Source organism: Paenibacillus sp. 01T442 (genome assembly GCF_056398345.1).
On record NZ_JBFTPF010000004.1, the window covers coordinates 180,223 to 202,480 of the forward strand.

The 22,258-nt window shown below is 47.7% G+C and carries 9 protein-coding genes; 6 read left to right on the plus strand and 3 right to left on the minus strand.

The genetic code is table 11. The features are described from left to right. Nucleotides 1-35 precede the first annotated feature (35 nt). The 4 genes from AC1DLM_RS06325 to AC1DLM_RS06340 all read left to right on the plus strand — a co-directional run bounded on the left by AC1DLM_RS06325 (nt 36) and on the right by AC1DLM_RS06340 (nt 9,746). Nucleotides 36-3,110 carry a baseplate J/gp47 family protein gene (locus AC1DLM_RS06325; RefSeq protein WP_477569443.1) on the plus strand — a complete coding sequence of 1,025 codons (3,075 nt, stop codon included), beginning with the start codon at nt 36-38 and terminating at the stop codon, nt 3,108-3,110. A 59-nt stretch (nt 3,111-3,169) separates the two neighbouring features. Continuing rightward, nucleotides 3,170-5,404, plus strand: coding sequence for a putative baseplate assembly protein (locus tag AC1DLM_RS06330; RefSeq protein ID WP_441989430.1), 2,235 nt, complete (start codon nt 3,170-3,172; stop codon nt 5,402-5,404). Between the two features lie 498 nt (nt 5,405-5,902). Then, nucleotides 5,903-8,020: a phage tail protein gene (locus AC1DLM_RS06335; RefSeq protein ID WP_441989431.1), complete on the plus strand. Its 2,118-nt coding sequence runs from the start codon at nt 5,903-5,905 to the stop codon at nt 8,018-8,020. A 37-nt stretch (nt 8,021-8,057) separates the two neighbouring features. Further along, the gene (locus AC1DLM_RS06340) at nt 8,058-9,746 is read left to right on the plus strand and encodes a hypothetical protein (RefSeq protein ID WP_441989432.1); all 1,689 of its coding nucleotides are present in this window, start codon (nt 8,058-8,060) and stop codon (nt 9,744-9,746) included. A gap of 372 nt (nt 9,747-10,118) precedes the next feature. Here AC1DLM_RS06340 and AC1DLM_RS06345 read toward each other — a convergent pair whose 3' ends face one another. From AC1DLM_RS06345 to AC1DLM_RS06355, 3 genes are all read right to left on the minus strand, one after another. Next, nucleotides 10,119-13,250, minus strand: coding sequence for a S8 family peptidase (locus AC1DLM_RS06345; protein ID WP_477569444.1), 3,132 nt, complete (start codon nt 13,248-13,250; stop codon nt 10,119-10,121). 108 nt (nt 13,251-13,358) lie between these two features. Further along, on the minus strand, nt 13,359-14,759 hold the full coding sequence (locus tag AC1DLM_RS06350; RefSeq protein ID WP_441989434.1) for an MFS transporter: 1,401 nt from the start codon (nt 14,757-14,759) through the stop codon (nt 13,359-13,361). A gap of 63 nt (nt 14,760-14,822) precedes the next feature. Beyond that, nucleotides 14,823-15,422, minus strand: a complete 600-nt coding sequence (locus AC1DLM_RS06355; protein WP_441989435.1) for a TetR/AcrR family transcriptional regulator — start codon at nt 15,420-15,422, stop codon at nt 14,823-14,825. Between the two features lie 321 nt (nt 15,423-15,743). On the opposite strand from AC1DLM_RS06355, the gene AC1DLM_RS06360 reads away from it, so the two are divergent. Both AC1DLM_RS06360 and AC1DLM_RS06365 read left to right on the plus strand, forming a co-directional pair. After that, on the plus strand, nt 15,744-19,670 hold the full coding sequence (locus tag AC1DLM_RS06360; protein ID WP_477569445.1) for a polysaccharide lyase family 8 super-sandwich domain-containing protein: 3,927 nt from the start codon (nt 15,744-15,746) through the stop codon (nt 19,668-19,670). Between the two features lie 138 nt (nt 19,671-19,808). After that, the gene (locus AC1DLM_RS06365) at nt 19,809-22,121 is read left to right on the plus strand and encodes an AraC family transcriptional regulator (RefSeq protein WP_441989437.1); all 2,313 of its coding nucleotides are present in this window, start codon (nt 19,809-19,811) and stop codon (nt 22,119-22,121) included. Nucleotides 22,122-22,258: the final 137 nt, after the last annotated feature.

Genomic DNA, 22,258 nt, shown 5'->3' on the forward strand with positions numbered 1-22,258 from the left:
AGCGATGACGATACGTGCAGAGAGGAGGTGGAGCTGTGCAACCTCCCAAAATTGATCCCAGAGACATACCTGATCTGATCGCCCAAATGAAGGAAATGGCGCCGTATTATACGCCGGAGTGGCGATTTACACCTGAGAATCCAGATCCGGGTTCAGCCTTATTCCTGATGTTTGCGGATATGTTTCACGACAATATTAAACGATTGAATCGAGTACCGAMGAAGAACCTGATCTCTTTTCTAAACATGTTCGATGTCACGCTGCTTCCAGCAAGACCGGCTAGCAGTTACCTGACATTTGCATTAAATGAAGGAACGAAAGAATCTGTGTTTATTTCGGCGGGGACACAAATTGCCGCTTCAATAGAGGCCGATACGATTCTATATGAAACGGCACGCAGCGCCTTGCTGACGCCGGCCGTTCTCTCGAGTATGTATGTGACGAGTCGTAAACAGGATATCATTGTCCGGATCACGGATGACTTCTTACTTGCTAGTCGTCAAGGTTACGCGATGCCGAAGAAGCTATTCCGGTTGCAGGATGGAGACAATTTACAGGCGCATGCCTTGTATTTGGAGCACAGTTCCCTTTTCACGGTAACCAACCCGGCACAGATTGAGATCGAATTCCGTAATTCGACGAAACGGTTTGAGGAGTTCGGGATGGTGAGTCAACTCGCAGATCCCGAGCTTACGGAATGGCTGTATGCAACAGCCCATGGTTGGAAAGCATTTGATGCCGTCAAGGCGCAGGGCAATCGGGTTATTTTGCTCAAAAGTGTCCGTGAAGAGCTTGCGCTCAAAGAAGTGAATGGCCAAAGCGGTCGCTGGATTCAATGCCGATTAAAGCCACTCCAATCTGGTGGTACGACGCTTGCGGACAGCAGGCTTTCTATGGATCATATCTCTTTCAAAACAGACTATGTAGATACACTCGAAACGGGCGGTATTCAGCCTGATCAAATGTTTTACAATGATATTGATGCGGATCCTTCGGGGTTCTATCCATTTGGTGATCAATTCGCTCTATATGGCTCCTTTTATATTGGCAGTCAGGAAGTGTTTACGAAAACCAATGGTGACATTAAGTTGAGCTTCGGGCTGCAGGCGATTGAGAATCGTTTTGGGGCGGAAAACGCAGATCAAGTTGACTGGAAAATGGTCATGAAGAAGAACAAGTTCGATAAAGCACCTGTTGTGCATGTGACAGTTCTTCAAGTGGCTTGGGAATATTGGAACGGAACAACGTGGGTGCGGCTTGATGTGGGCAAGGATGCGGAGAAGCTCTTCTACTACCCCGTGCAGCAAAAGGTTCGCAAGGAGGTTGAGTTCCGCTGTCCGCCTGATCTTCAGGCTACCTATGTGAACGGGAATGAGAATCGCTGGATCCGAGCACGGATCTTACATATCGAAAATGCGTATATCGCGCAGGCTTTATATTTATCACCTTGGATTGACGACGTAGCTCTGACGTACGAATATGAGGATCGTCTGTATCAAGCAGATCGTTGTTTGTCCTTCAATAACACAGTTTTCGAGGAACGGACCAAACATAGCCGTCAATTGGCAGGCGGATTTGAACCTTTCCAGCCTTTGGAAGGCAACCATCCAGCGTTATGTTTCTCTTTTGATACACCGCCTGTGAAAGGTCCTATTTCGATATTCGTCTCGATCAAACAACAACGATTCTCGGAGCATGACGTCCCTATGTTAGAGTGGGAGTATTTGCGAGCAGGTTTGCTCCCAGGTACGCCACCGGAGTGGGTGGCACTCAAGGTTATCGATGAAACGAATGGTTTGACGCAAAGCGGCACAGTGCAGTTCGTGGGTCCATCTGATTATGCAGGCGCTTCACTATTCGGTCAAGAGGGCTACTGGATTCGGGCTACGAATCGGGATGATATCTATGATGATGTGACGGGGCGTGTACAGATTCCGACGATTCAAGGCGTATATATAAATACGGTTCATGTCCTCCAGCAGGAGACGATTACAGGTGAAGTTCCTGAGGTCAAAGGACTGGAAGAAACGGAATATCAGCTCAGCAGACAAGGAATCGTATCTGAGGAAATATGGGTGGATGAGACGGAGTTCATTACAGAAGAGGATATCTCCGAGTACGAGTTATCTGGAACGCCACTCATGGACATTCGCCGGGATTCAGAGGGCAATATTCTGCAGGTATGGGTTCGTTGGACCTCTGTTCGTGATTTGACGTTATCGAGCAACCGAGATCGGCATTATGTGATTGATCATACCTTTGGACGCATACGTGTAGGGGATGGTGTTCACGGGATGCACCCGCCGAAGGGCGGACTCGAGCAAATGAAAGTTACCTACCAAGTTACAATGGGCCAAATCGGCAATGTCGCTGCTCGTCAGATCAATCAGATGCAGGATTCGATTGCTTTCGTGGGTGAGGTGTATAACCCTGAGCCCGCGTCGGGTGGCTGTCAGGCCGAGAAACTGGAGTCTGCGCTAGTCCGAGGGCCAGAGATGTTGAAGCATCGTAACCGAGCTGTTTCGTCCAAAGATTACGAGTGGCTGGCTAGAGAAGCCTATCCGAACATTGCGAAGGTGACGTGTATTCCGAATCGGAATGCGTATATGCAGAAAGAAATCGGAGCGATGACGCTTGTTATTTTGCCAAAAGAAGGCCAACAGGGCAGTTCAACGTTTCCTGAGCTGAAAAAACAAGTAGAACGATTCATTCTGGGGCGTGCCTCAAGCCTGGTTGCTTTCCCGGAACGCTTGCAGGTTATTGAGCCGGTGTATATGGAAATATCGGTTTCAGCTATTGTCGCTGTTGAGGGAATGGACACGGTCGTTCTCACGGAAATTCAGGCGATTGAGAAATTAAATCGATTCCTTGACCCGTTAACGGGCAATTTTGACAATAAAGGTTGGGCCATCGGTGCGCAGATTCACCCTTCCGTCTTTTACGCGTTGTTGAAATCGATTCGGGCAATTAGCCATGTCGAAAAGCTGTATATGACCGTATTCAAAATTGAAGACGGCGAGCGCGTGGAGCTGGATGTTAATCGTCTGCCTTCGCTGCCACATAGCATTATTGTGAGCGGAAAGCACAAGGTGGTTGTGAACGTACTTTAGGAAATAGATGATATTACGATGCTAGTTTTCAAACGAAAACTTTTAGGAGGTGAGCACAAGTGCTGCCAATTCCCAATTTAGATGACCGGATGTTTGAACAAATGGTAATGGAGGCTCGGAAGTCGATTCCGAAGCTATTCCCAGAATGGACAGATGAGAATGAGCATGATCCTGGGATTACGCTGTTGGAGCTGATGTCATGGATGACGGAGATGCAACAGTATTACTTAAATCGGGTGACGGAGCGCAGTGAACGCAAGTTTCTGAAGCTGCTGGGAATTCGTCCACGCGATGCGGTGTCTGCAGTATGTGATGTGACGTTTACTGGCGCTACGCATCAACTTGTGCTCCCTAAAGGGACGCCGTTGTCCGCGATGGATCTGCGTTTTGAGACGATGGGAACGGTACAGTTAGTTCCAGCTGCATTGGAGAAGGTGCTCGTACGTACGGAAACGGCGGCTGCCGATTATACATCGAACAATCAGGCCAAAATTGCTTACTATGCTTTTGGTGCTGATGCCCGCAAGGGAGCTCATCTGTATCTCGGTTTTGATCAGGCATTGCCAATGGACACCGAGGTTTCGATCTATTTTAATCTGTTTGACCGCTATCCCGTGACTGTAAGTCATCATGCAGAGAAGATGGCGCCAATGATTTCATCAGCCAAAGTTGCTTGGTCATTCGCAGGTGCAGGTGGAGATGGGCAGTCGGAGAGCTGGCTGCCGATTGAGGCAAAGAGCGATACCACAGTTCACCTATCGCAAAGCGGAGAATTTAAGTTTTACATCACATCGGAGATGAAGCCGATGTCCTTGTATCCGGCTGATGACCGTGGCCGCTATTGGATCTGCTGTACACTGGAGGAGGACGGCTATGAGCTGGCTCCCAAAATTGAGAAGATCACGCTCAATGCCGTTAAGGCAGTGGAGCAGGAAACCTTTAGCGAGGTGACGGCTTTCAGCAGCTCGGGCGAGCCAAGGCAAAGCTTCGAGTTGAGCACGTATCTTGCTTATAACGGCCTGCACACTGTACAGGTGCTGGATGAGCAGGGCCGTTGGCGCGACTGGCACACGGTCGCTGACTTAAGTGCCTGCGGGCCAACAGATCTCTGCTGCGAGCTGCAGCAGGATTCGGCCCGTAGGACGACCCGTCTTCGCTTCGGCGACGGGGTGCACGGCAGTATCCCGCCGCAGGGTGCGCAGCGGGTGCGGCTTGTTGCTTATACGGCTGAGTTTGACTACAGCCGGTATGTGGGAGGCAGCAAAGGTCTGCCTGGGCAGACCTTTGAGATCAGCCGCGGGCGATTGTACAAGCCTAGCAGCATGCTGCTGCAGGTTGGCTCCCGCCCGCGGGGCGAGGATGTCTTCGTCTGGGACGACTGGACGGCCGTGGATGACTTCGATAACTCGAAGGGGGCGGACCGCCACTACGTCTACGACGCCGCCGCAGGCACGATCCGATTCGGGAATAACGAAGCGGGGTTAGTGCCGCGCAAGTCCGGGGAACCGAACATTCGGTTCCTGGCCTTGCAGGCAGGCGGGGGCGTGCGAGGCAACGTGAAGGACGGCCTCGTGACGGGGTTCACGGCTTCGCCAGGCGTGAGCGTGACGAATCCGTTCCCGGCGCGTGGCGGCCTGGAAGCGGAGACGCTCGCGCAAGCGAAGCTGCGCGTGCAGCGCGAGCTGGCTGCGCCAACGCGCGCGGTGACCGCCGAGGACTACGAGGCGCTCGCGAAGGCGGCGCCGGGTCTCCGCGTCGCGCGGGTGAAGGCAATCCCGCTGTATAAGCCGGGAATGCGGGATTTCCCGCGGGTATCGGCGCCGGCGCAGATGACCGTGGTGGTTGTACCTTACAGCGAGAGCGACAAGCCGAAGGCTGGCAAAGGCTTCTTGCAGACGATCAAGCTGCATCTGGATCGGCATCGGCTTCTGACAACGGAGCTGCATGTCATTCCAGCGGAGTATATTAAGATCACCGTCCACGCCGTTGTGGTGATGGAACCGAAGTATAAGAACGAGCAACGGCGCATCGCGCTCGAGCTCAAAAATCTGCTTCAACCTATGGATCATGGGCAGGGTGCGGAGGGCTGGCGCTTTGGGCGAACCGTGTATAAGGGAGATATTTACGGCGTCATTTCCCGCATCAAAGGTGTCGTCTATGTGCAGGATATTTGGCTCGATGCCGAAGGCACGGGCTTCCACAAGGACAGCGCAGGGGATATTCATATCCCGCCTTATGCGTTAGTCTACTCTGGCAATCATGAGATCGAGACGATCAGTCAGACAGATTTGTAGGTGCCTAGCTGGAAAATGAATGATTAGCGCTCAGTTGAGTAGCTAGCTTTCAAATAGATGTGAAATATACAGCTAATTTTGCCGTATTTCCTGGGACTTAGCGATTAGATGAAAAAAGTACAGCTAATATGAGCAAGATTGGCGGTTTGATGGATTTTGGCGGAAATTAACTGTAGGAAATCCATCTAATGCTCCTAAGTGGGGAGAATCAGCAAAATTAGCTACATAAAATCCATTTAATTTGTTTGGGGCGACGGGGAACAGGTTAGGCGGTAGCGGTAGAGTTAGAGGTAGTTGTAGTTGTAGAGGTAGTTGTAGAGGTAGTTGTAGAAGTAGAAGTAGAAGTAGAAGTAGAAGTAGAAGTAGAAGTAGAAGTAGAAGTAGAAGTAGAAGTAGTGTGGATAGTTAAGTAGCTAAAGAAGTAGGTAGCCTAGCACTTAACAGTAGTTAAAGTTGAGGTAGCAGTTGAAGTAAACCATAGAAAAGAGGTGACGAACGATGCAGGATGGACAAACGTTTTTTTCGCTAAACAAGAAAATGGATTGGGAAGAGGGCTTTGATGCGAATGTTCATATGGTGGAGCAGGGTTTTTCGATTCAGCAGTCGGAGAAGTACAGCATTCATCGCATCGTTCGCACGGATGAGCTTGAAGGGATTCCGCCTATTCGCGACATGACAGTAGGGCCTGGGCGGAAGCTAATTTTGCTGGATGAGTCAGCGAATGTGTGGATTTACGATGATGAAAGTCGACACAGGGAATTACTGTTTCGTCATGGTCACGACCTATTCAGCTCGGAAGCGATGCTTGCATCGATGTCGGATCTTCTAGTGATTGCGGATGCGACCGAGGGCACGGAGAGAAGACTTGCTGTCTACTCCATCTCCAATGGTCAGACCATGTGGGCGGTTCAAGATTGGGAAGGTATGAGTTTATATCCACTATCCCTGAATACGAAGCTTCAAACTGCGAATACGCTATTTATAGCGGTTCCTTTGGACATTGCGGTTGGTATGAATGGAAGTCCCGAAGTCCCGAAGGACGGTCGGATTGGCATAATACAGTGGAACTCGGCTGGTGAGGTGATACGTGTGTATGAACATGACGCCCATCGTATGCCGGAGGCCATTCCGATTTCGAAGCTGCAGGAGCGCTATTTTACTGCGGCGGCAGATGGCACGATTGCCCTGCTGGATAACCAGCTTCGGTCGGTTACGGTGTTCCATGAAGATGGGCGAGAGCCGTTCCATTTCCAATTGGAGCAGGAGGGGCGATTTGCCGGCATTTCCATTGATACGAATCATAATCTCTATATAGGGGATAGCGGTTACGCGCAGCAAGAGGGTGTGACGGAGCGGTTTATTTTAAAATATCGCGGCAACGGTACCACCTTGGATAAGGTAACAGGCTTCCGTGGACGAACGGATAAATTAGTACGGGATGGGCGCAATCGCCTGTACGTGTTCGATCGAATGAGCGGTCAGATTAGCTTGCTGGACCTTCGAGCTCGAACGATGCTTCTGGAGGACACGCAATTACCGGAGGCCGTGTACTTCTCTGCGGATCTCGATACGACGGAGACGGAGACGACGTGGCACAAAATACGGTTGGAAGCAGATATCCCAGAGGAGACGCAGGTTCGGTTTTCGTATTATGCCTCGGATGAAAGTGAAGGGATGGTGGACGGGGATTACGTAAATCTCACTAGCTATTTCACGGATCCAGATATCTCGGTCAAAGAAAAGCTAAGAGCGACGCGCGACCTTTGGTCAGAGCCGATTCTGAATCCCAAAGATGCGCTGCTGATGAATGCGAAGGGGCGATATCTCTGGTTCAAAATCGAGCTGATCGGCAGTGAGCAGAAATCACCGTTTATTCGCAAGTTGAGGGTGTATTACCCTCGCACCTCATTGATCGCTTATTTGCCGCCGATGTATCAACAGGATGAGGAGCATAGCCCTTTCTTGGAGCGATTCCTGGCGATGTTTAGTACGTTTTTTGACGATATGGAGGATACGATTGATCGGATTTCGGGCCATTTTGATCCGGATGCGGTGTCGGGACCGTACTTGGAATGGTTGGGCGGTTGGCTTGCTATTACGGAGCACGAGGCTTGGGGCGAGAAGAAGCTGAGAGAGCTGATCAAGCGAGCACCAGAGCTATACAAGCTGCGGGGAACGCGCGAGGGCTTGATGAATATGCTCCACATTTACACGGGCGCTGAGCCATTCATATTGGAGTATTTTCAATTTAAGCAAATGCAAGAAACGTCAGAGCTGCGGCAGCTTTTCACCCAGTTATATGGCGATAATCCTTACACCTTTTGTGTACTGCTGAGGCCAGAAAGTGTGCGTACAGATGAACAGCGCTTAGTGATTGAGCACATTATTGAAGATCAGAAGCCTGCTTATACCGAGGGCAAATTGATTGTGCTGCAGCCTTGGATGTATGCAGATATGCATACCTACCTAGGTATTAATACGTACTTGTCTGAGCCTACTTTATTAACCCTCGATCAGCGCTCGTCGATGCCTTACAATACGGTGCTGATTGATGTGGATCGTGATAAACGGATGGATATACATACGCGCTTGGGACTAGATTCCGAAATCGAATAATAAAAGAAATTGAGTCAGAGAAGGTGAGGGGATCGTTATGAAAAAATCACGTTATTACCCGTTTGAACGTAATCGGTATTTCTATGGGAAGCTGCTGACGGTCAGAGATTTCGAGTCCGAGCAAAAGTATTTTAACGATAAACGCAGAATGATGAACCGACTTCTACATGGTTCTGGTGTTGTAACTGGCTTGCAGGTTGTAGCGGTGGATGAGAAGTCTGTTTCGGTCGAAATGGGTGCCGCCATTGATGCCTTAGGACGGGAAATTGTCGTGCCATCTCCGATGACGATGAAGCTGTCTATGATGGATGGGTTCAGCAATAATCAGTATGCTAAGAACGTTTACCTGTGTATTGCCTATGATGAAAAAGAAAAAGAGCCCGTCCACGCTGTAGCGAACTCTTCCGTCCGTTCGGACGAAATTAATGATTATAATCGTGTGTTGGAAAGCTATCGTCTGTTCATCCGGGAGGATGCACCAGACCCAGCTTCATTGCCGCTGGCTACGCTGTCAGATCAGACGGTTGTACTGTATCAGGATAAGCAGGTACGCGTCCTGCAAACGACACCGCGCTATGTGAATCCGGGGCAATTGTTCGAGATGACACTGCGTTTTGAGAAAACGCTGAAAGCGGGCAGAATGACCTTCCAATATGAGCTTGATGCTCATCGTGTAGAGGCGATCAACGGGACGACCATTGTGTTCCAAGAGCCACAAGATGCACAAGAGAGCGAATATGAAATGAAGGTGCTGCTTCGTGCCGATAGTACGGCTGCGGCGAAAGCATCCGTCGGTGTAAAAGCGGGAACTGGGGCTTTGAAGCTGGATGATAGACAACTCGAGCTGCAAGCGCAATCCATTGGCGAGATTAGCATCGTGAACGAAGCGGTGAAAGAGCGGTTAATGTCGGATTTCGTGAAGCAATCCTTGGAAGCATCTTTGGAAGCTCCATCGGAGCCGTGCATTTATTTGGCCAAAATCTGTTTGATCCAAGTCGGACCGACTTATGTCATAGAAAGTGTTGAGCAAGTACCGTTCGGTGAATACGTCTACAATACGTCCGTTATGTACCGACTCGGTCAAGCCAGTCAGTATCGGGAAGAAACCTCGGGTCAATTCGTAACGAAGTCCAAAGTGAAAACCTTGGCTCCGGGACAAATGCCAGAGCTGAATGTCAATTACAACCCCTTGATCAGCGAGTTGTCTTTTGATCTAGGTATTCCAGCTGGCGGTGGCAGCGGGATTGCAGGCATTGTAAGCGGGTATGTCGACATACCGATTGAACCTTTCACGAAAATTGCCGTTTCACCATTCGGGCGTGCGATGAAGAGCTTCTACTCAGGTGAGATTGTACACGGACTCGGCGAGGGAAATGTGTTGATCATCACAAGCTTAGAAGAGCAAAGCGGCAATGCGTTCTCGGATATTCTTTCTAGTGGAGACCGCGTATATGGCGGGGCTTCGGAAGTGTTCAAAGGTAGTGAGTTTGAGCCAGATGCACCTGAGGTGAAGATCGGAACAATCGCGTACCCGCAGAAGGGTACATTCCGTATCGGCGTGAAAGTGCAGCAATCGGGTGAGCAAGGCAATGTACGTGTGCGCTGGTGGGCATACAGTGCGGAGATGGCAGGCGTCGTGCAAGGTAGTGGCGGAAGCGGCGATTCCTTGGACGAAGCGTTGTCAGCTATGAGAGAAGCGGCTTCGGCAGGTAGTGACGCGGAGTAGCATGCAAAAAGACCGTCCTGAACAAGTGAGCCTTGTTCGGACGGTCTTTTTGACGTCGCGGTGTCGTCAGAGGCAATTTCTTAACGGACATGGTTGCCGCTATTTCTCGTATACGGTGGCGGTCACGGTGATAACGGACATGTGTGACGCTATTTGGTAAAAAGGAACAAGTTGGACTAGCAAAATGGTGGGATAGCGTCGTTGCTGTCCGTAAAATCAGAAAAAGGAGCAAATAGTGCGGAATAACGCCTCCCATGTCCGTTAGGATACGGGGGATGCCATCTTGTGTGGTTGAAAATGCAAAAAAACCATGAAAGACGGCTGTACGGCCGCCTTCCATGGTTTTTTGTAGTTGGGCTTAGAGCGCAGCCCTTATTGTACTTTGTCCAACAAACGGTAAATCACAACCGCTGCTTGTGCTCTAGAGGCGTTATCCGCAGGTGCGAATTGTCCTCCTGTCGTTCCGCTGAGTAGGCCTAGGGCAGAAGCGATTCGGACATAGGATCTAGCCCATGTACTAATCGTGCCTTCGTCGGCATATTTGACTTCTTGTGTGGTGACGAGATCTTCAAGCTTTTTGCCTGTGGCATGTAAATAAGCGTTGACCATAGTGAGAGCCATTTGTTCCCGTGTGATAGGAGCATCCGGAACAAAGGTGTGCTCGCTCATGCCGCTAATAATACCCGCTGAATAGGCGGCATAGACGGAATTCTGATACCAAGCATCCGCGGAAACATCTTGGAATATGTCTGTTTTGCTACCTGCTTGTAATTTTAATGCTTTAGCGATGATGGTGACGAATTGTGCTCTTGTTAATGTTGTATCAGGTTGGAAGGAGTCTTGATCGATACCATCGATAATCCCTTTGCCAGCCAGGTTTTCAATTTCTTTTTGTGCCCAATGATCCTTAATGTCCTTAAGGATTGTCTCGTTTTGCTTCTCGAGAACAGCATATTTGGAGAAATGGGCAAGTGAAGCCGTCATGGTGCCATCCGAATTAAGAGTGCCGGCGATCGGCGTCCAAGCACCTTGTGCTTCATCATAGAAATAAACGCTTAGTTTATGAACATCTTTGACCTTTTTGGCATCAAAAGGAATAGTAACCTTTACAGGTGAAGCAAATGAATTAATTTTCGACCCATCCTCGGTTACAGAGAAATCATAAGTAGCGGATGCTGAAGTGAAATTCGGGATGGATGTATTGGTTTTGCTTGATGTAAATAGGATTTTGCCAGTCGAAAGCTTGATCGGCCAAGCATTTGGTGGAATCTGCATGTTGATATCATTAGCCGCAATAACGATGGGTCTGTTCATTTGCGAAGCTTTTTGAACAATATCAGCATCCATCTCGACGGAGAGGACATCCACATTTTCTTTCGTTTTGGCATCAAGGGTTAAGTCTGACAAAGCTTTATTTAATAAGATTAATAAATCAACGTGTGCTGGTTTGAACTCATACGCCATTTTCCCATCGGCATTGAGGAAGGGAGGTTGTTGTGAGCTGCCGCCGCCTCCACCACCACCGCCGCCACCGCCTACAGGGGTAATCGTATACTGATAGTACGCATCATTACTGAATACATTATTATGTTTAGTAGCAACAGTTAAGTTAGTATTTTCACTAAGTGATAGCTCACCACCTGTTATTGGAAAAGTAGAAATAAGTGCGGCCTTATTTGCCTGTTCGAGCTTATAATAAATGGTACCAGTCGTGTATGAAGAGGTGAGGGTAACCTTCTGAGTTCCTTTGTACGTTCCAGGAGCTAAGCTAACCTGTGGTGCAGTTGGTGGATTGTAGAAAGTAAAGGCGTTCGAACGGTGAATATAAACGCCACCAGAAGGAGCGGGTTCTTCCCATGTCCCGAAAATATAAAAGTCATGCACAGGATCGTTATTTGCCATCGTAGCTGTTAATCTTTTTTGACCTATTTGAAGGTGATCCCAAGCAGGTGCAACAAAGTCATAAGTTGTATCTTTCTCTCTGTCATCTGTCGTTGCATTAAAAGCTCTCGCTTCAAGGTACACTGAATAGGTGACATTGACGACGCTATTCTGAACATTGACCAATTTAAAGTCATAATTGACTGTAGGATTGGTTGGGAAATTCGCAGCTGGAGGAACCGAAGTGATTTTTAGCCTAGGCACTTCAAATGCGCGAATGCCATTAATGAGACCAGTACCATAAGCCATCGTTTGCGAAACATAGTTATATGGATAGTGGATGGATGGTTCATAGATATTTACCTGCAACGATTGTAGAGCGGTTGGCTGTGCTGACGTCTGAAGAATGAGACGAATGTCTTCTGCCTCCAGATTATGATTAGCAGCTTTCAGTAAAGCAGCCAGTCCTGTAACAAAAGGCGTAGCCATGGATGTTCCTGACTTATAATCATAGCTGCTGCCAATAATTGTGCTATAGATATTAACGCCGGGTGCGACGACATCTATTTTGCCTATATTAGAGAAATCCGCAATCGCAAAGCTTAGATCAGAAAGTTGGGCTACAGCACCAACACTTATCACTTCTTCATAGGCTGCTGGGTAGCTAGTAAAATAGGCAGTACGGTGGGTATCTGTAGTATCCCAAGGTTGCGTAGAGTATTGACCTATTTCATCCTTCTTCCAATTGTTACTGTCGTTGCCTGCGGCTGAAACAATCACAGTACCTTGATCATGAATTGTTTTAATAATGTCATGTATGGCTTTACTGTTTCCATAACTGCCCAAACTCATATTGATCACATCAACTGGATGGGTCTGCAAGTATTGGAAAGCTTGGTACAAATAGCTCGTATCCCCACCACCAGTACTATCAAGAACTTTAAGTGGCATAATTCGGACGCCTTGAGCGACACCTACATCGGCGCCGCCATAAGGCTGCGCTGCAATAATACCTGAAACATGTGTGCCGTGACCATTATCGTCTTGAGCATTGTTATCATTATTTACAAAGTCGTAACCTTGACCTTGGATTATAGCATTTTGTAGAGCTGGATGTGTCATATCAATACCAGTATCCATCACGGCCACTTTGACACTCTGATTCTGAGTGAGGTTGGAGTATGTACCCATTTGATCGACGTGTGACGCAAGCTTCCCCCAAGTCCGCTTATATCCCTCAGTTCCAGAATAGACCGATTGTGAGACAGTGGGTGATACATCCGTCGCAATCAAATGCACCTTATAAACCGGCTCTGCATACTCCACATTCGGGTCCTTTTGAAGTTCAGCGACCTTATCTGAGACAGATTGCTCATCGCTGAAATTGAGCGTTGTCCAAGCAGAAGCGGAGTGCGCGGACAATGCCTGTATACCGTTAGCAGCAGGCTGTTGCTTGTATTTCACAAGCACCTTCCCCGGAACGATGTCGTTCTCATTGAAGGAAGGCGCAGTGGATGTGCTGGCTAGATCATTCGGTTCTTGAGCATAGCCGAGTGTGCCAAGGGAAAGATTGAAGACGGTAAAGAGTGAAACGAGTGCAAGGAGTAACTTTCTTTTATGCAAAACCATGACTTCCCCCTAGTAAGATGTAATATGAATACGAAATAATAGATTCATTTCATATTTTACATGTAGAGAGGGCGGAGCTTTGTCGGAATTTGTCGACGATCTCTAAATATTCGATAAAACACTGGGTTGAGTCGCGTTTACTCGACGATTCTGTCTTCCGAACGAAACATAATACAGACCGAGTATGATAAGCTGTGAACCGACCAACACGACATAGATATTGCTAAAAATAGTACCAGATCCGTGGCTGAAAAGTGGATTCCAGCTAGTCATCGAAGCCGACCCTAGATCGACGGCCTTGCTATACAGACCGATGGCGATACCTTGCCCGATGAAATTGGCCATTGACATCATGCCCATACCTACGCCAACCTGATCCTGCGGTAGGGTCCGGGAAACGGAATTGTTCACCGCAATGACGATGAAGGATTGACCGACATTGCCCAGAACCAGGAAAACGGCAATAAGCATCGGCGAGCTACCAGTAAATGTGGCAAGCAGCAGGAAGCAGGCTAGCAATAAGCTGGAAGCCATGTAGGCAACATGCGAGTTACCTTTGGCATCGGCAAGCTTGCCACCTTTGCGACCAAATAGGGCAGACGCGACAGCGGCAGGAACCAAGGCAAAGCCAATCCAAACCGAAGGTAGGTGTTGAACATCCGTTAACAGCAAGGGACTGAGTACATAGAGCGAGCAGCAGCTTCCGCTAATGAGGAACGAAAGTGTAAGCCCGAGCGTGTATTTTCGATTTTGAAAAAGCTTCGGTGCAATAAATGGCTCACCCGCGGTACGAATACGCACCATGAATAATCCAAGAACAAGCAGTGCGCCGAGTAAAAGCCAGACGCTGTTCGTCACGCTGAGCAGTAGTAAAGCAATGGTGACACCTAACAATCCGCCGCCAATCCAGTCGAACTTGCTTGAACTTACTGGCTGTTCATTGCCTAGATATTTGCGGTAAAAGGGAAGTGCGGCTAGCACAACGAGAGAGACGGCGAAGAGCCAGCGCCATTGAAGTGTGCTTACAAGTAAAGCCGCGACAACGGGGCCCAGTGCATTACCGAAGGCCAGGCCGACCGCAGTCATGCCAAGGGCTGCTCCTCTTCGTTCCAGTGGGAAGAACCGCAAGGGAATAATCATCGACATTGCAGGTATAACGGCGGCGCCAGAAGCTTGCAAACATCGACCGACGAGCGCCATGGCGAACGTTTGCGAGGTCAGACCGATCAAGGAGCCTAGCGCAAACAAAAGGAGACCGAAAGTGACTAAATCTTTTAACCTGTAGCGATCTGCCAGCTTCCCATAGGTGACTGCGCTGATGGCATATATCAAGATATAAGCAGAAGAAAGCCAGCTTACCTGAGAAATCGTCAGATGAAATTCGGTGCTAATTTTKGGCAGAGCAATATTGAACATGACGCCGCTCATCATGGAGAGGGCCATCGTGAACATGAGGATGCGCATTAATTTGTCAGCGGTTTGCAAGGGTGCTTTGGTTGCCATTAAAGGACACAACCTTTCTAAGTTAGACTGTCAGTACTGACTGACATTGGGGCGAGAAAAAAACTAGGGCCGTAAAGCCCTAGCAAATAATTGGATACTCTCTTGCACGAAGGGAGCTAAGGTAATGCCAGGATAACTTTTTTGAGCATCAAGATCATTCATAAAAGCTCCGAAATGCATCATAATAAAGGTAAAGGCATGCAGCTCAGGGTTCGTTGTGACGATTTTCCCTTGTGCGGACATTTCAATGAAATAGTTCGTTAGGATCTCCAGCAACTGCTGCGGATGCTTCTGGGTACGATCACGAAATCCGGGCAATTGGCCTTCATCTTCTTTGAGGCTTATTTGAATCATTTTTCGATTACGGTTCATGATCTCATGGTAGGTCGTGCTAACGAGAAGAAGATCTGTCTCCAAATCCCAAACAAGCTTCTCAGCAAACAGTTTCTTCATCTCTTCTGCATAATGATAGCGGTCGAAAGCAGCCTCTAGAAGCTTCTGTTTCGTGCCAAAATGGCGAAATAACGTCTTCTCGCTAAGGCCAGCCGCGGTGGCAATTTCCAGCGTCGTTACGCCGTTATAGCCTTTTTCTGCGATTAAATGGAGCGCAGCTAATAGCAGCTTATCTCCGCTTCCCATTTTGCTGCTACTGCTGTCGTCCATGGTATCCCTCTTCCGAAACAATGTCAGTACTCACTGACATTTATGATAAATGGGTTAGCGGTTAAAGTCAATGAAGATTTCTGATTAGACTTACTGACAGGCAAACAACGCAAATTAGGATGCTCAAAATTGGATATGAAGGATCTTACTATGTTAAAAAAAGTGCATTGAATCGATAGAGAAGCCTGTAACAACGGGGTTCTCTTTTTTTCGTCTCCGACAATGTAGTCAGCAATAATTGGTCATTGTCACGGAACAACCAGTCAGGTAGGATCGGAGTTGTGTAAGAGCTGGATAGAATGAGATCGGGAGGATGAATTGATGAAGAAGGTTAAAAAGAAAGTGAGTATGCTGTTAGCTGCTAATTTGCTTTTTAGTGTGGTTGCCTCAACTGTCCCATTTTTTGAAAGCGCAACCAATCAGGCGAAAGCCGCTGCGGTGAATTTGATGACGAACGGAAGCTTCGAACAGGCGACAACGGCCACGGATGCTAATTGGAGCAGCGCGAATGCTCCTGTGGGCTGGGGGCTATGGATTCCTACTGGAAGCGGGAAGGCCCCAAATAAAACCGTCAATGTCACGTTTGATTCAACGATAGCCCATGAGGGAACTAAGTCCGTATTGGTAGATGCATTTGCAACAAGCAGAGTCTCCATTAATCAGACGGTAACACCGGTGACCGCGGGGAAATCCTACCGCTTGAAAATGTGGTTGAAAACGGAGAATGTGACAGGTACAGGAGTATACTTCAGAACACAATTTTATAACGCAAGCAAAGTTGGAGATGGTCCCTCAACCCCCAAATTGTTAGGTACGAACGATTGGAAGATGCAACAGGTTTTTATGACAATTCCATCGAATGCAACCAAATTGGTCATCGAACCATTTCTGGAGACAGGTATGGGGAAAGTATGGTTCGATGAAGTAAGTCTGGAGGAATATAACGGCGTAACAGGAATTGCTTTGGACCCAAGCGCGATATCTATGACAAAAGATACAACGACTACGCTCACTGCGGTGCTCACTCCCTCGAATGCAGTGGACAGAACGGTGATGTGGACGTCAAGCAATCCAGGTGCAGTCACAGTGGACAGTAGTGGAAACGTGACGGCCGTAGGGGTTGGGACGGCAACCATTACCGTTGCGACACCAGATGGGACGATTTCAGCACAATGTACAATCAACGTGGAATCAGCGGAAATGGCAGCATCGTACAATGCGCTTCGACAGAAATGGAACGACAAGCTAACGGGCGGTGCCCTGTTCAATCCTGCTGATCCAGATATGGCGGCTAACCTCACTAAACTGGCAGACAGTGTATCGAATGCTGCTCAAATAGGTTTATGGGACACATTGATTAAAGTCGGTAATCGGACAAATCTATGGAGTGATTTGACAAGTACAACAGATTCGAGCCAGATTAGTACGGGGTATGCACGTTTAAAAACGATGGCATTAGCCTACTCCATGCCAGGGACGCCCTTGTATCAAAGCACTTTGTTGCGAGATGATATCGTGAGCGCTATGGAATGGATGTATACGAACCGATATAACGAAAACAAGAACCCCTATGGGAATTGGTGGGACTGGGAGATTGGGGTCCCGCAAACCTTAAATGATCTCATCGTGCTCATGTACGGGCAATTGACTCAGGGGCAGATCACTAAGTACATAAAGCCGATTGATAAGTTTTGTCCAGATCCCAAAGTTGGCTCCGTTCTTGGTGTCAAAGGAAGCAAAATGACGGGGGCTAATCTGTTGGATAAAGCATTGGTTGTAACGGTTCGGGGTGTAATCGGGAAAAACAGTGCAAAGATTATACAAGGACGCGATGTGATGGGTCCAGAATTTGTTTACGCCGATCATGGGGACGGTGTTTATGAAGACGGCTCGCTTGTTCAACACACCAATATAGCGTATACGGCGGGATACGGAGCAGTTTGGCTAAGCMGAGCCGCAGATATGACCTTCTTGTTGAATGGCTCTCCTTGGCCGGTAACGGATCCCAACGTCAATAACGTGTATCAATGGGTGTCAGATACGTTTGAGCCTGTCATATATAAAGGTCTCTACATGGATATGGTCAATGGCAGAGGTATGTCGAGGCAAGCTTCAGGCAGCGCCAGAGGCACGATTACAACGTTGCTTCGCTTAGCCGAAGGGGCGCCAGCGGATGTGGCGTTATCCATTAAGCGAATGGCGATGGCGTGGATTTTGGCGGATACGACATATACCAATTATTTCGATGGCTTATCTGTTTACGATTTGAGTCTTGTCAAAAATCTCTTAAACGATGCCTCAATACAGCCTCGAGGAGAATTGCTGAAAAACCAAGTATTTGCTGGTATGGACCGGGTTGTTCATTTGCGTGAGGGATATGGTTTCGGAGTCAGCATGTTCTCTAATCGTATCTCGGCTTTTGAAAAAGGGAATAACGAGAATCTAAAAGGTTGGTATACGGGGATCGGTATGACGTATCTTTACGATCAAGATCTAGGCCAATATCGTAATGATTTCTGGCCGACTGTAGACTCGTTTCGTTTGCCAGGAACGACAACGAACGGCTCTGGCAAAGGCGTGACGCCAGGTGAATGGACCTCGTACATGAACGCGAAAGAGTGGGTGGGTGGATCGACGATCGATGGGCTTTACGGCGCTTCAGGCATGGACTTTTCCTTGGCCAAAGTGACCGGAAGCGACCTGCAAGGTAAAAAATCGTGGTTTATGTTCGATGATGAAATCGTTGCATTGGGCGCAGGTATTTCAAGTACCAGTGCTGGACCACAGCCTGTAGAAACGATCATTGATAACCGCAAGCTGAGTGATGCGGGTGATAATGTGCTCATCGTGAATGGCGCAGCCAAAACAAGTCAACTCGGTTGGTCGGAGAACATGGGGAACGTCAAGTGGGCTCATTTGGCTGGAAATATGCCGGGAACGGATATGGGCTATTATTTCCCAGAGACGACAAGCGTTTATGGACTGCGTGAGGCCCGAACTGGCAAATGGAGCGACATTAACAGCGGCCAATCGGCGACGCCAATCACTCGGAATTACATGAGCCTGGCCTTTGAACACGGGGCAACGCCTTCGAATGCTGCGTATTCGTACGTGATGCTGCCACATAAAGACACTGCGGCAACTCAGCTTTACAGCAATGCGCCCGATGTTGAAGTATTAAGCAATACGACAGATGTGCATGCGGTTAGAGAGAAGAAGCTCGGTATTACGGCAGCGAATTTCTGGAATCCAGGTACAGTTGATTTTATTACAGCACGTAATCCATCATCTGTCATGGTGAAGGAATCTGAAACGGAATTAACCATTGCCGTATCCGATCCAACACAAAAGCAAAGTGCGATTACGCTTGAACTGAACAAAGCTGCGTTATCCCTCGTACGAAGTGATGATACGGTTACGATTGTACAAACGTTGCCMACGTTAAAGCTCCAGATCAACGTAGCAGGTTCAGTAGGCAAAACACACGCCGTAACGTTCAAGAAGGATGCGACAGCACCAATTACAACAGATAATGCAAAGCCAGATTGGCAGCGCAATGCCCAGACTGTGACTTTGACTGCAGGCGACGAGGGCAGCGGCGTGCAGAAGACGTTCTATAGACTGGATGGCGGCACGTTTATGGAAGGGAACTCGGTTACGATCGCTGAAGATGGCGTACATGAAATCCAATATTACAGCGTGGACAATGCCGGCAATCAAGAGGGGATCCGAACAGCGATTGTAAAAATCGATGCAACGGCTCCCGGCATCGTTCCAACAGTTTCGATGGCTGTCTACTGGACGGCTGGCGGCAGCCTGAATTTCGATATTTCCGATCCTGTTAGTGGCATAGTGGGGAAGTCGCTTCAATTGAACGGTACTGAAGTAAGCATCCCTTACACGTTCAGTCCTTTAAGTCTGCCTATTGGCGATCATGCTGTAGTCGTTACGGCAACTGACACGGCTGGGAACGAATCAAGATCAGCGTACACGCTAAAAGTAGTCATGGATGTAGGCCATTTGGATGAGTTAGTAAGTTATGCGTATCAGCAAGGTTGGATTACCAATCAAGGCATATATAATAGCTTGCTAGTCATGATTGATGTTCTTCAAAAACATTTGAATCAGGCACTAGTACAGCAAGCATTCAATGCGTTAGAAAATCATATTCGTGCGCAATCAGGCAAAAAGATCGAAGCAGCATTTGCTGAGAGGCTGTTAAACGCTATTGCCTTTTTAAAGTCATAAAGTAATCAAACTCATTTGAACGGTTACAACCCGACTTTGTCTGCTAGACGAAGTCGGGTCATCTTTATTCTCAGAAGACTTGATTTTATAGGTATAACCGATTAAAATGCTCATTATTCCGTTAATGAGGTGATTGCCATGCGCAAAATACTTACGAATTTTTGGAAGCGTTTTTTTCACCGTAAAACGATTTTTCGCAATATGATCACCTTGTCATTGTTCGCTGCGATTATTCCCGTTCTCGTTGTTGGGATTGGGAGTTATTTATATTCAGCCTCCGCTGTACAAAGTGAAGTGAATCAATCGAATGTTCGGATTTTAAATAACGTATCCTCGACGATCGATTCGACGTTGGATCGGATTCAAAACAATGCGATTCAAATGCTGCTGGGTTATTTTTTTAGCTCGAATTTGACTGAACTGAAAAATACGAATTATGCGGGCTTCTATTCCCGCAGTTCTAGTGAATTATCTGCGCTGATGAATGGGAACAAAGAAGTTGGCGACGTTGCGATGTACGTGCCGGATGAAGGATATTTGATCTCACCTATTTATGGGGGGAGGCGAATTGAAGGTATAGCAGAGCGCGAGGCGCTGCTGAAAGAGCTTGCGACCAATGATCAGCTCAAATGGGTCAGTGGACCTTATTCTTCAATACCAGGATATAACGACAATGGTGTAACGTTAATTGCCAAAATGCCGCTGCTTGCTAAACAGCCTATCGGGCTCATGTTTATACGGATTAATGAAGAGCTGTTCCAAAATATTATGAAACGTTTTATTAGCTATAAAGGTGAACAAATGTTCATCTTGGACGACAAGGGAGCGCTTATTACCTCCATGGGTGGAAGTGAGGTTCCCCCAGGTTTATTTGATCGCGTTACTCAAAAGGGTTCCGAGCAGCGTTTCCAGTTCGCCTTTAATGGAATCGAATATATGGCGACCCCGATTACTTCTTCTTTTAACAAATGGCAATATATCAATATGGTTCCGATTGATCAATTGAATGCGAAATCAAATGGGATTAAATTAATCACACTGGTTATCGTTCTTATATGCTTGGTGTTGGGTGCGCTCATTACGCTGTGGGGTACACGTCGTGTCTATCGTCCCATTCAGAATCTTGTCGCCTATGTCAAAGACGGACAAACCGATGAAGTGGAAACCGATGAAGTGGGCTTCGTGCACAAACGATGGGCCGAGCTCAGCAGTACGGCTAATGACATGCAGCAACAACTTAGTGACCAGCTGCCGCTTATTCGTGAAATCTTTGCTTTGCAGCTCTTGCAAGGGCGATTCCTCTATTATTCCGAGGATCAACTGGCCTCCATGCTTCGGAGGTATAACGTGCCTGCAGATAAGGAAAGCATCGTGATCGTAATTGCCTTCGATTTGCAGTCAGAAGGAAAGGTTCGTTTCCAAGAAAATGACCGTGAGTTAATTGTTTTTGCTGTGAAAAATATAGCGAGTGAACTTATACAATCCCATGGGATGGAGGGCATAGGCATCAATCTGCTGAATGATCAGGTTGCTGTTTGGCTGTATAGGGATCCGCTGCAAGCGGAAGACGATGAGTCCGACATCAAACAATTTGCCGAGCGATTGCGGTTGCTTGTATCTGACTATTTGCATCTGCAGGTTACGATTGGGCTTAGTGGAAAAAGCGAGCAAATTAGCGAGTTGCCTGAACTATACGAAGAGGCGCTGCTTGCGGTTCGTTCTCGTATTATTGTTGGCGGCAATCAAGTCATAGCTCATACGAGTGGTAAAAGTCATTCCGACATGCATTATCGGTATCCGTTGGAAATCGAAACTCATTTCGAGAATTCCTTGCAGCTTGGCGATCGTGATGAAGCGGTCAGGATGATGGATGAGTTTGCAAAATCGATGGGCGCTGCGATTCAGAAGCCTGAGCTCATTCAAATGTCGTATTATCGACTGCTAACTGCTGCGATTCGTACGGCCTACATGCTCGGATTGGATACAGCGCAATTATTTGGCGAGTCGAATGAAGATCCGTATCTTCATATCCGCAATATCAGTACGACCTACGAACTGAATGCCTGGTTTAAAGAGCAATTGGTCGAGCCCATTGTTGCTTATGTGCATGGCAAGCAGCATCAGGAGCATGAGCAGCTGATTGCGAAAGTGGTTCGGTATATGGAGGAGAACTATCATTTTGATTTGTCGTTGGATCAATGTGCGCAAATTTGTGGATTAAGTCCGCAATATTTAAGCAAGCTGTTCAAAAAGAAAAAGGATCTCTCCTTTATTGAATATTTGACCAAGGTAAGGATTGAGAAGTCCATTGAGTTGCTTCGTACGACGGATTTATCGGTGTCAGATGTGGCTGAGCGAGTTGGGTATCAGATGAAGAACTTTATCCGGGTATTTAAAAAGCAAATGGGTGTGACGCCAGGTCAATTCCGTGGATCAGACGAGGAAAATTAGAATGCCCAAAAATCGTTATATGGATTCATTATGAAGCAAAAAATGAGGAAAATAGGAAGAGAACCCCCGTAGTTACGGGGTTTCTCTTTTTTTGTCTTTTGAGAAAAACGTGAATAAGAATTGGTCATTGTCCCTAT

Bases quoted from the DNA above. Each gene is read 5' to 3' on its own strand.
- AC1DLM_RS06335 (WP_441989431.1), top strand. From the start codon at position 5,903: ATGCAGGATGGACAAACGTTTTTTTCGCTAAACAAGAAAATGGATTGG.
- AC1DLM_RS06340 (WP_441989432.1), top strand. From the start codon at position 8,058: ATGAAAAAATCACGTTATTACCCGTTTGAACGTAATCGGTATTTCTAT.
- AC1DLM_RS06355 (WP_441989435.1), bottom strand. From the start codon at position 15,422: ATGGACGACAGCAGTAGCAGCAAAATGGGAAGCGGAGATAAGCTGCTA.
- AC1DLM_RS06365 (WP_441989437.1), top strand. From the start codon at position 19,809: ATGCGCAAAATACTTACGAATTTTTGGAAGCGTTTTTTTCACCGTAAA.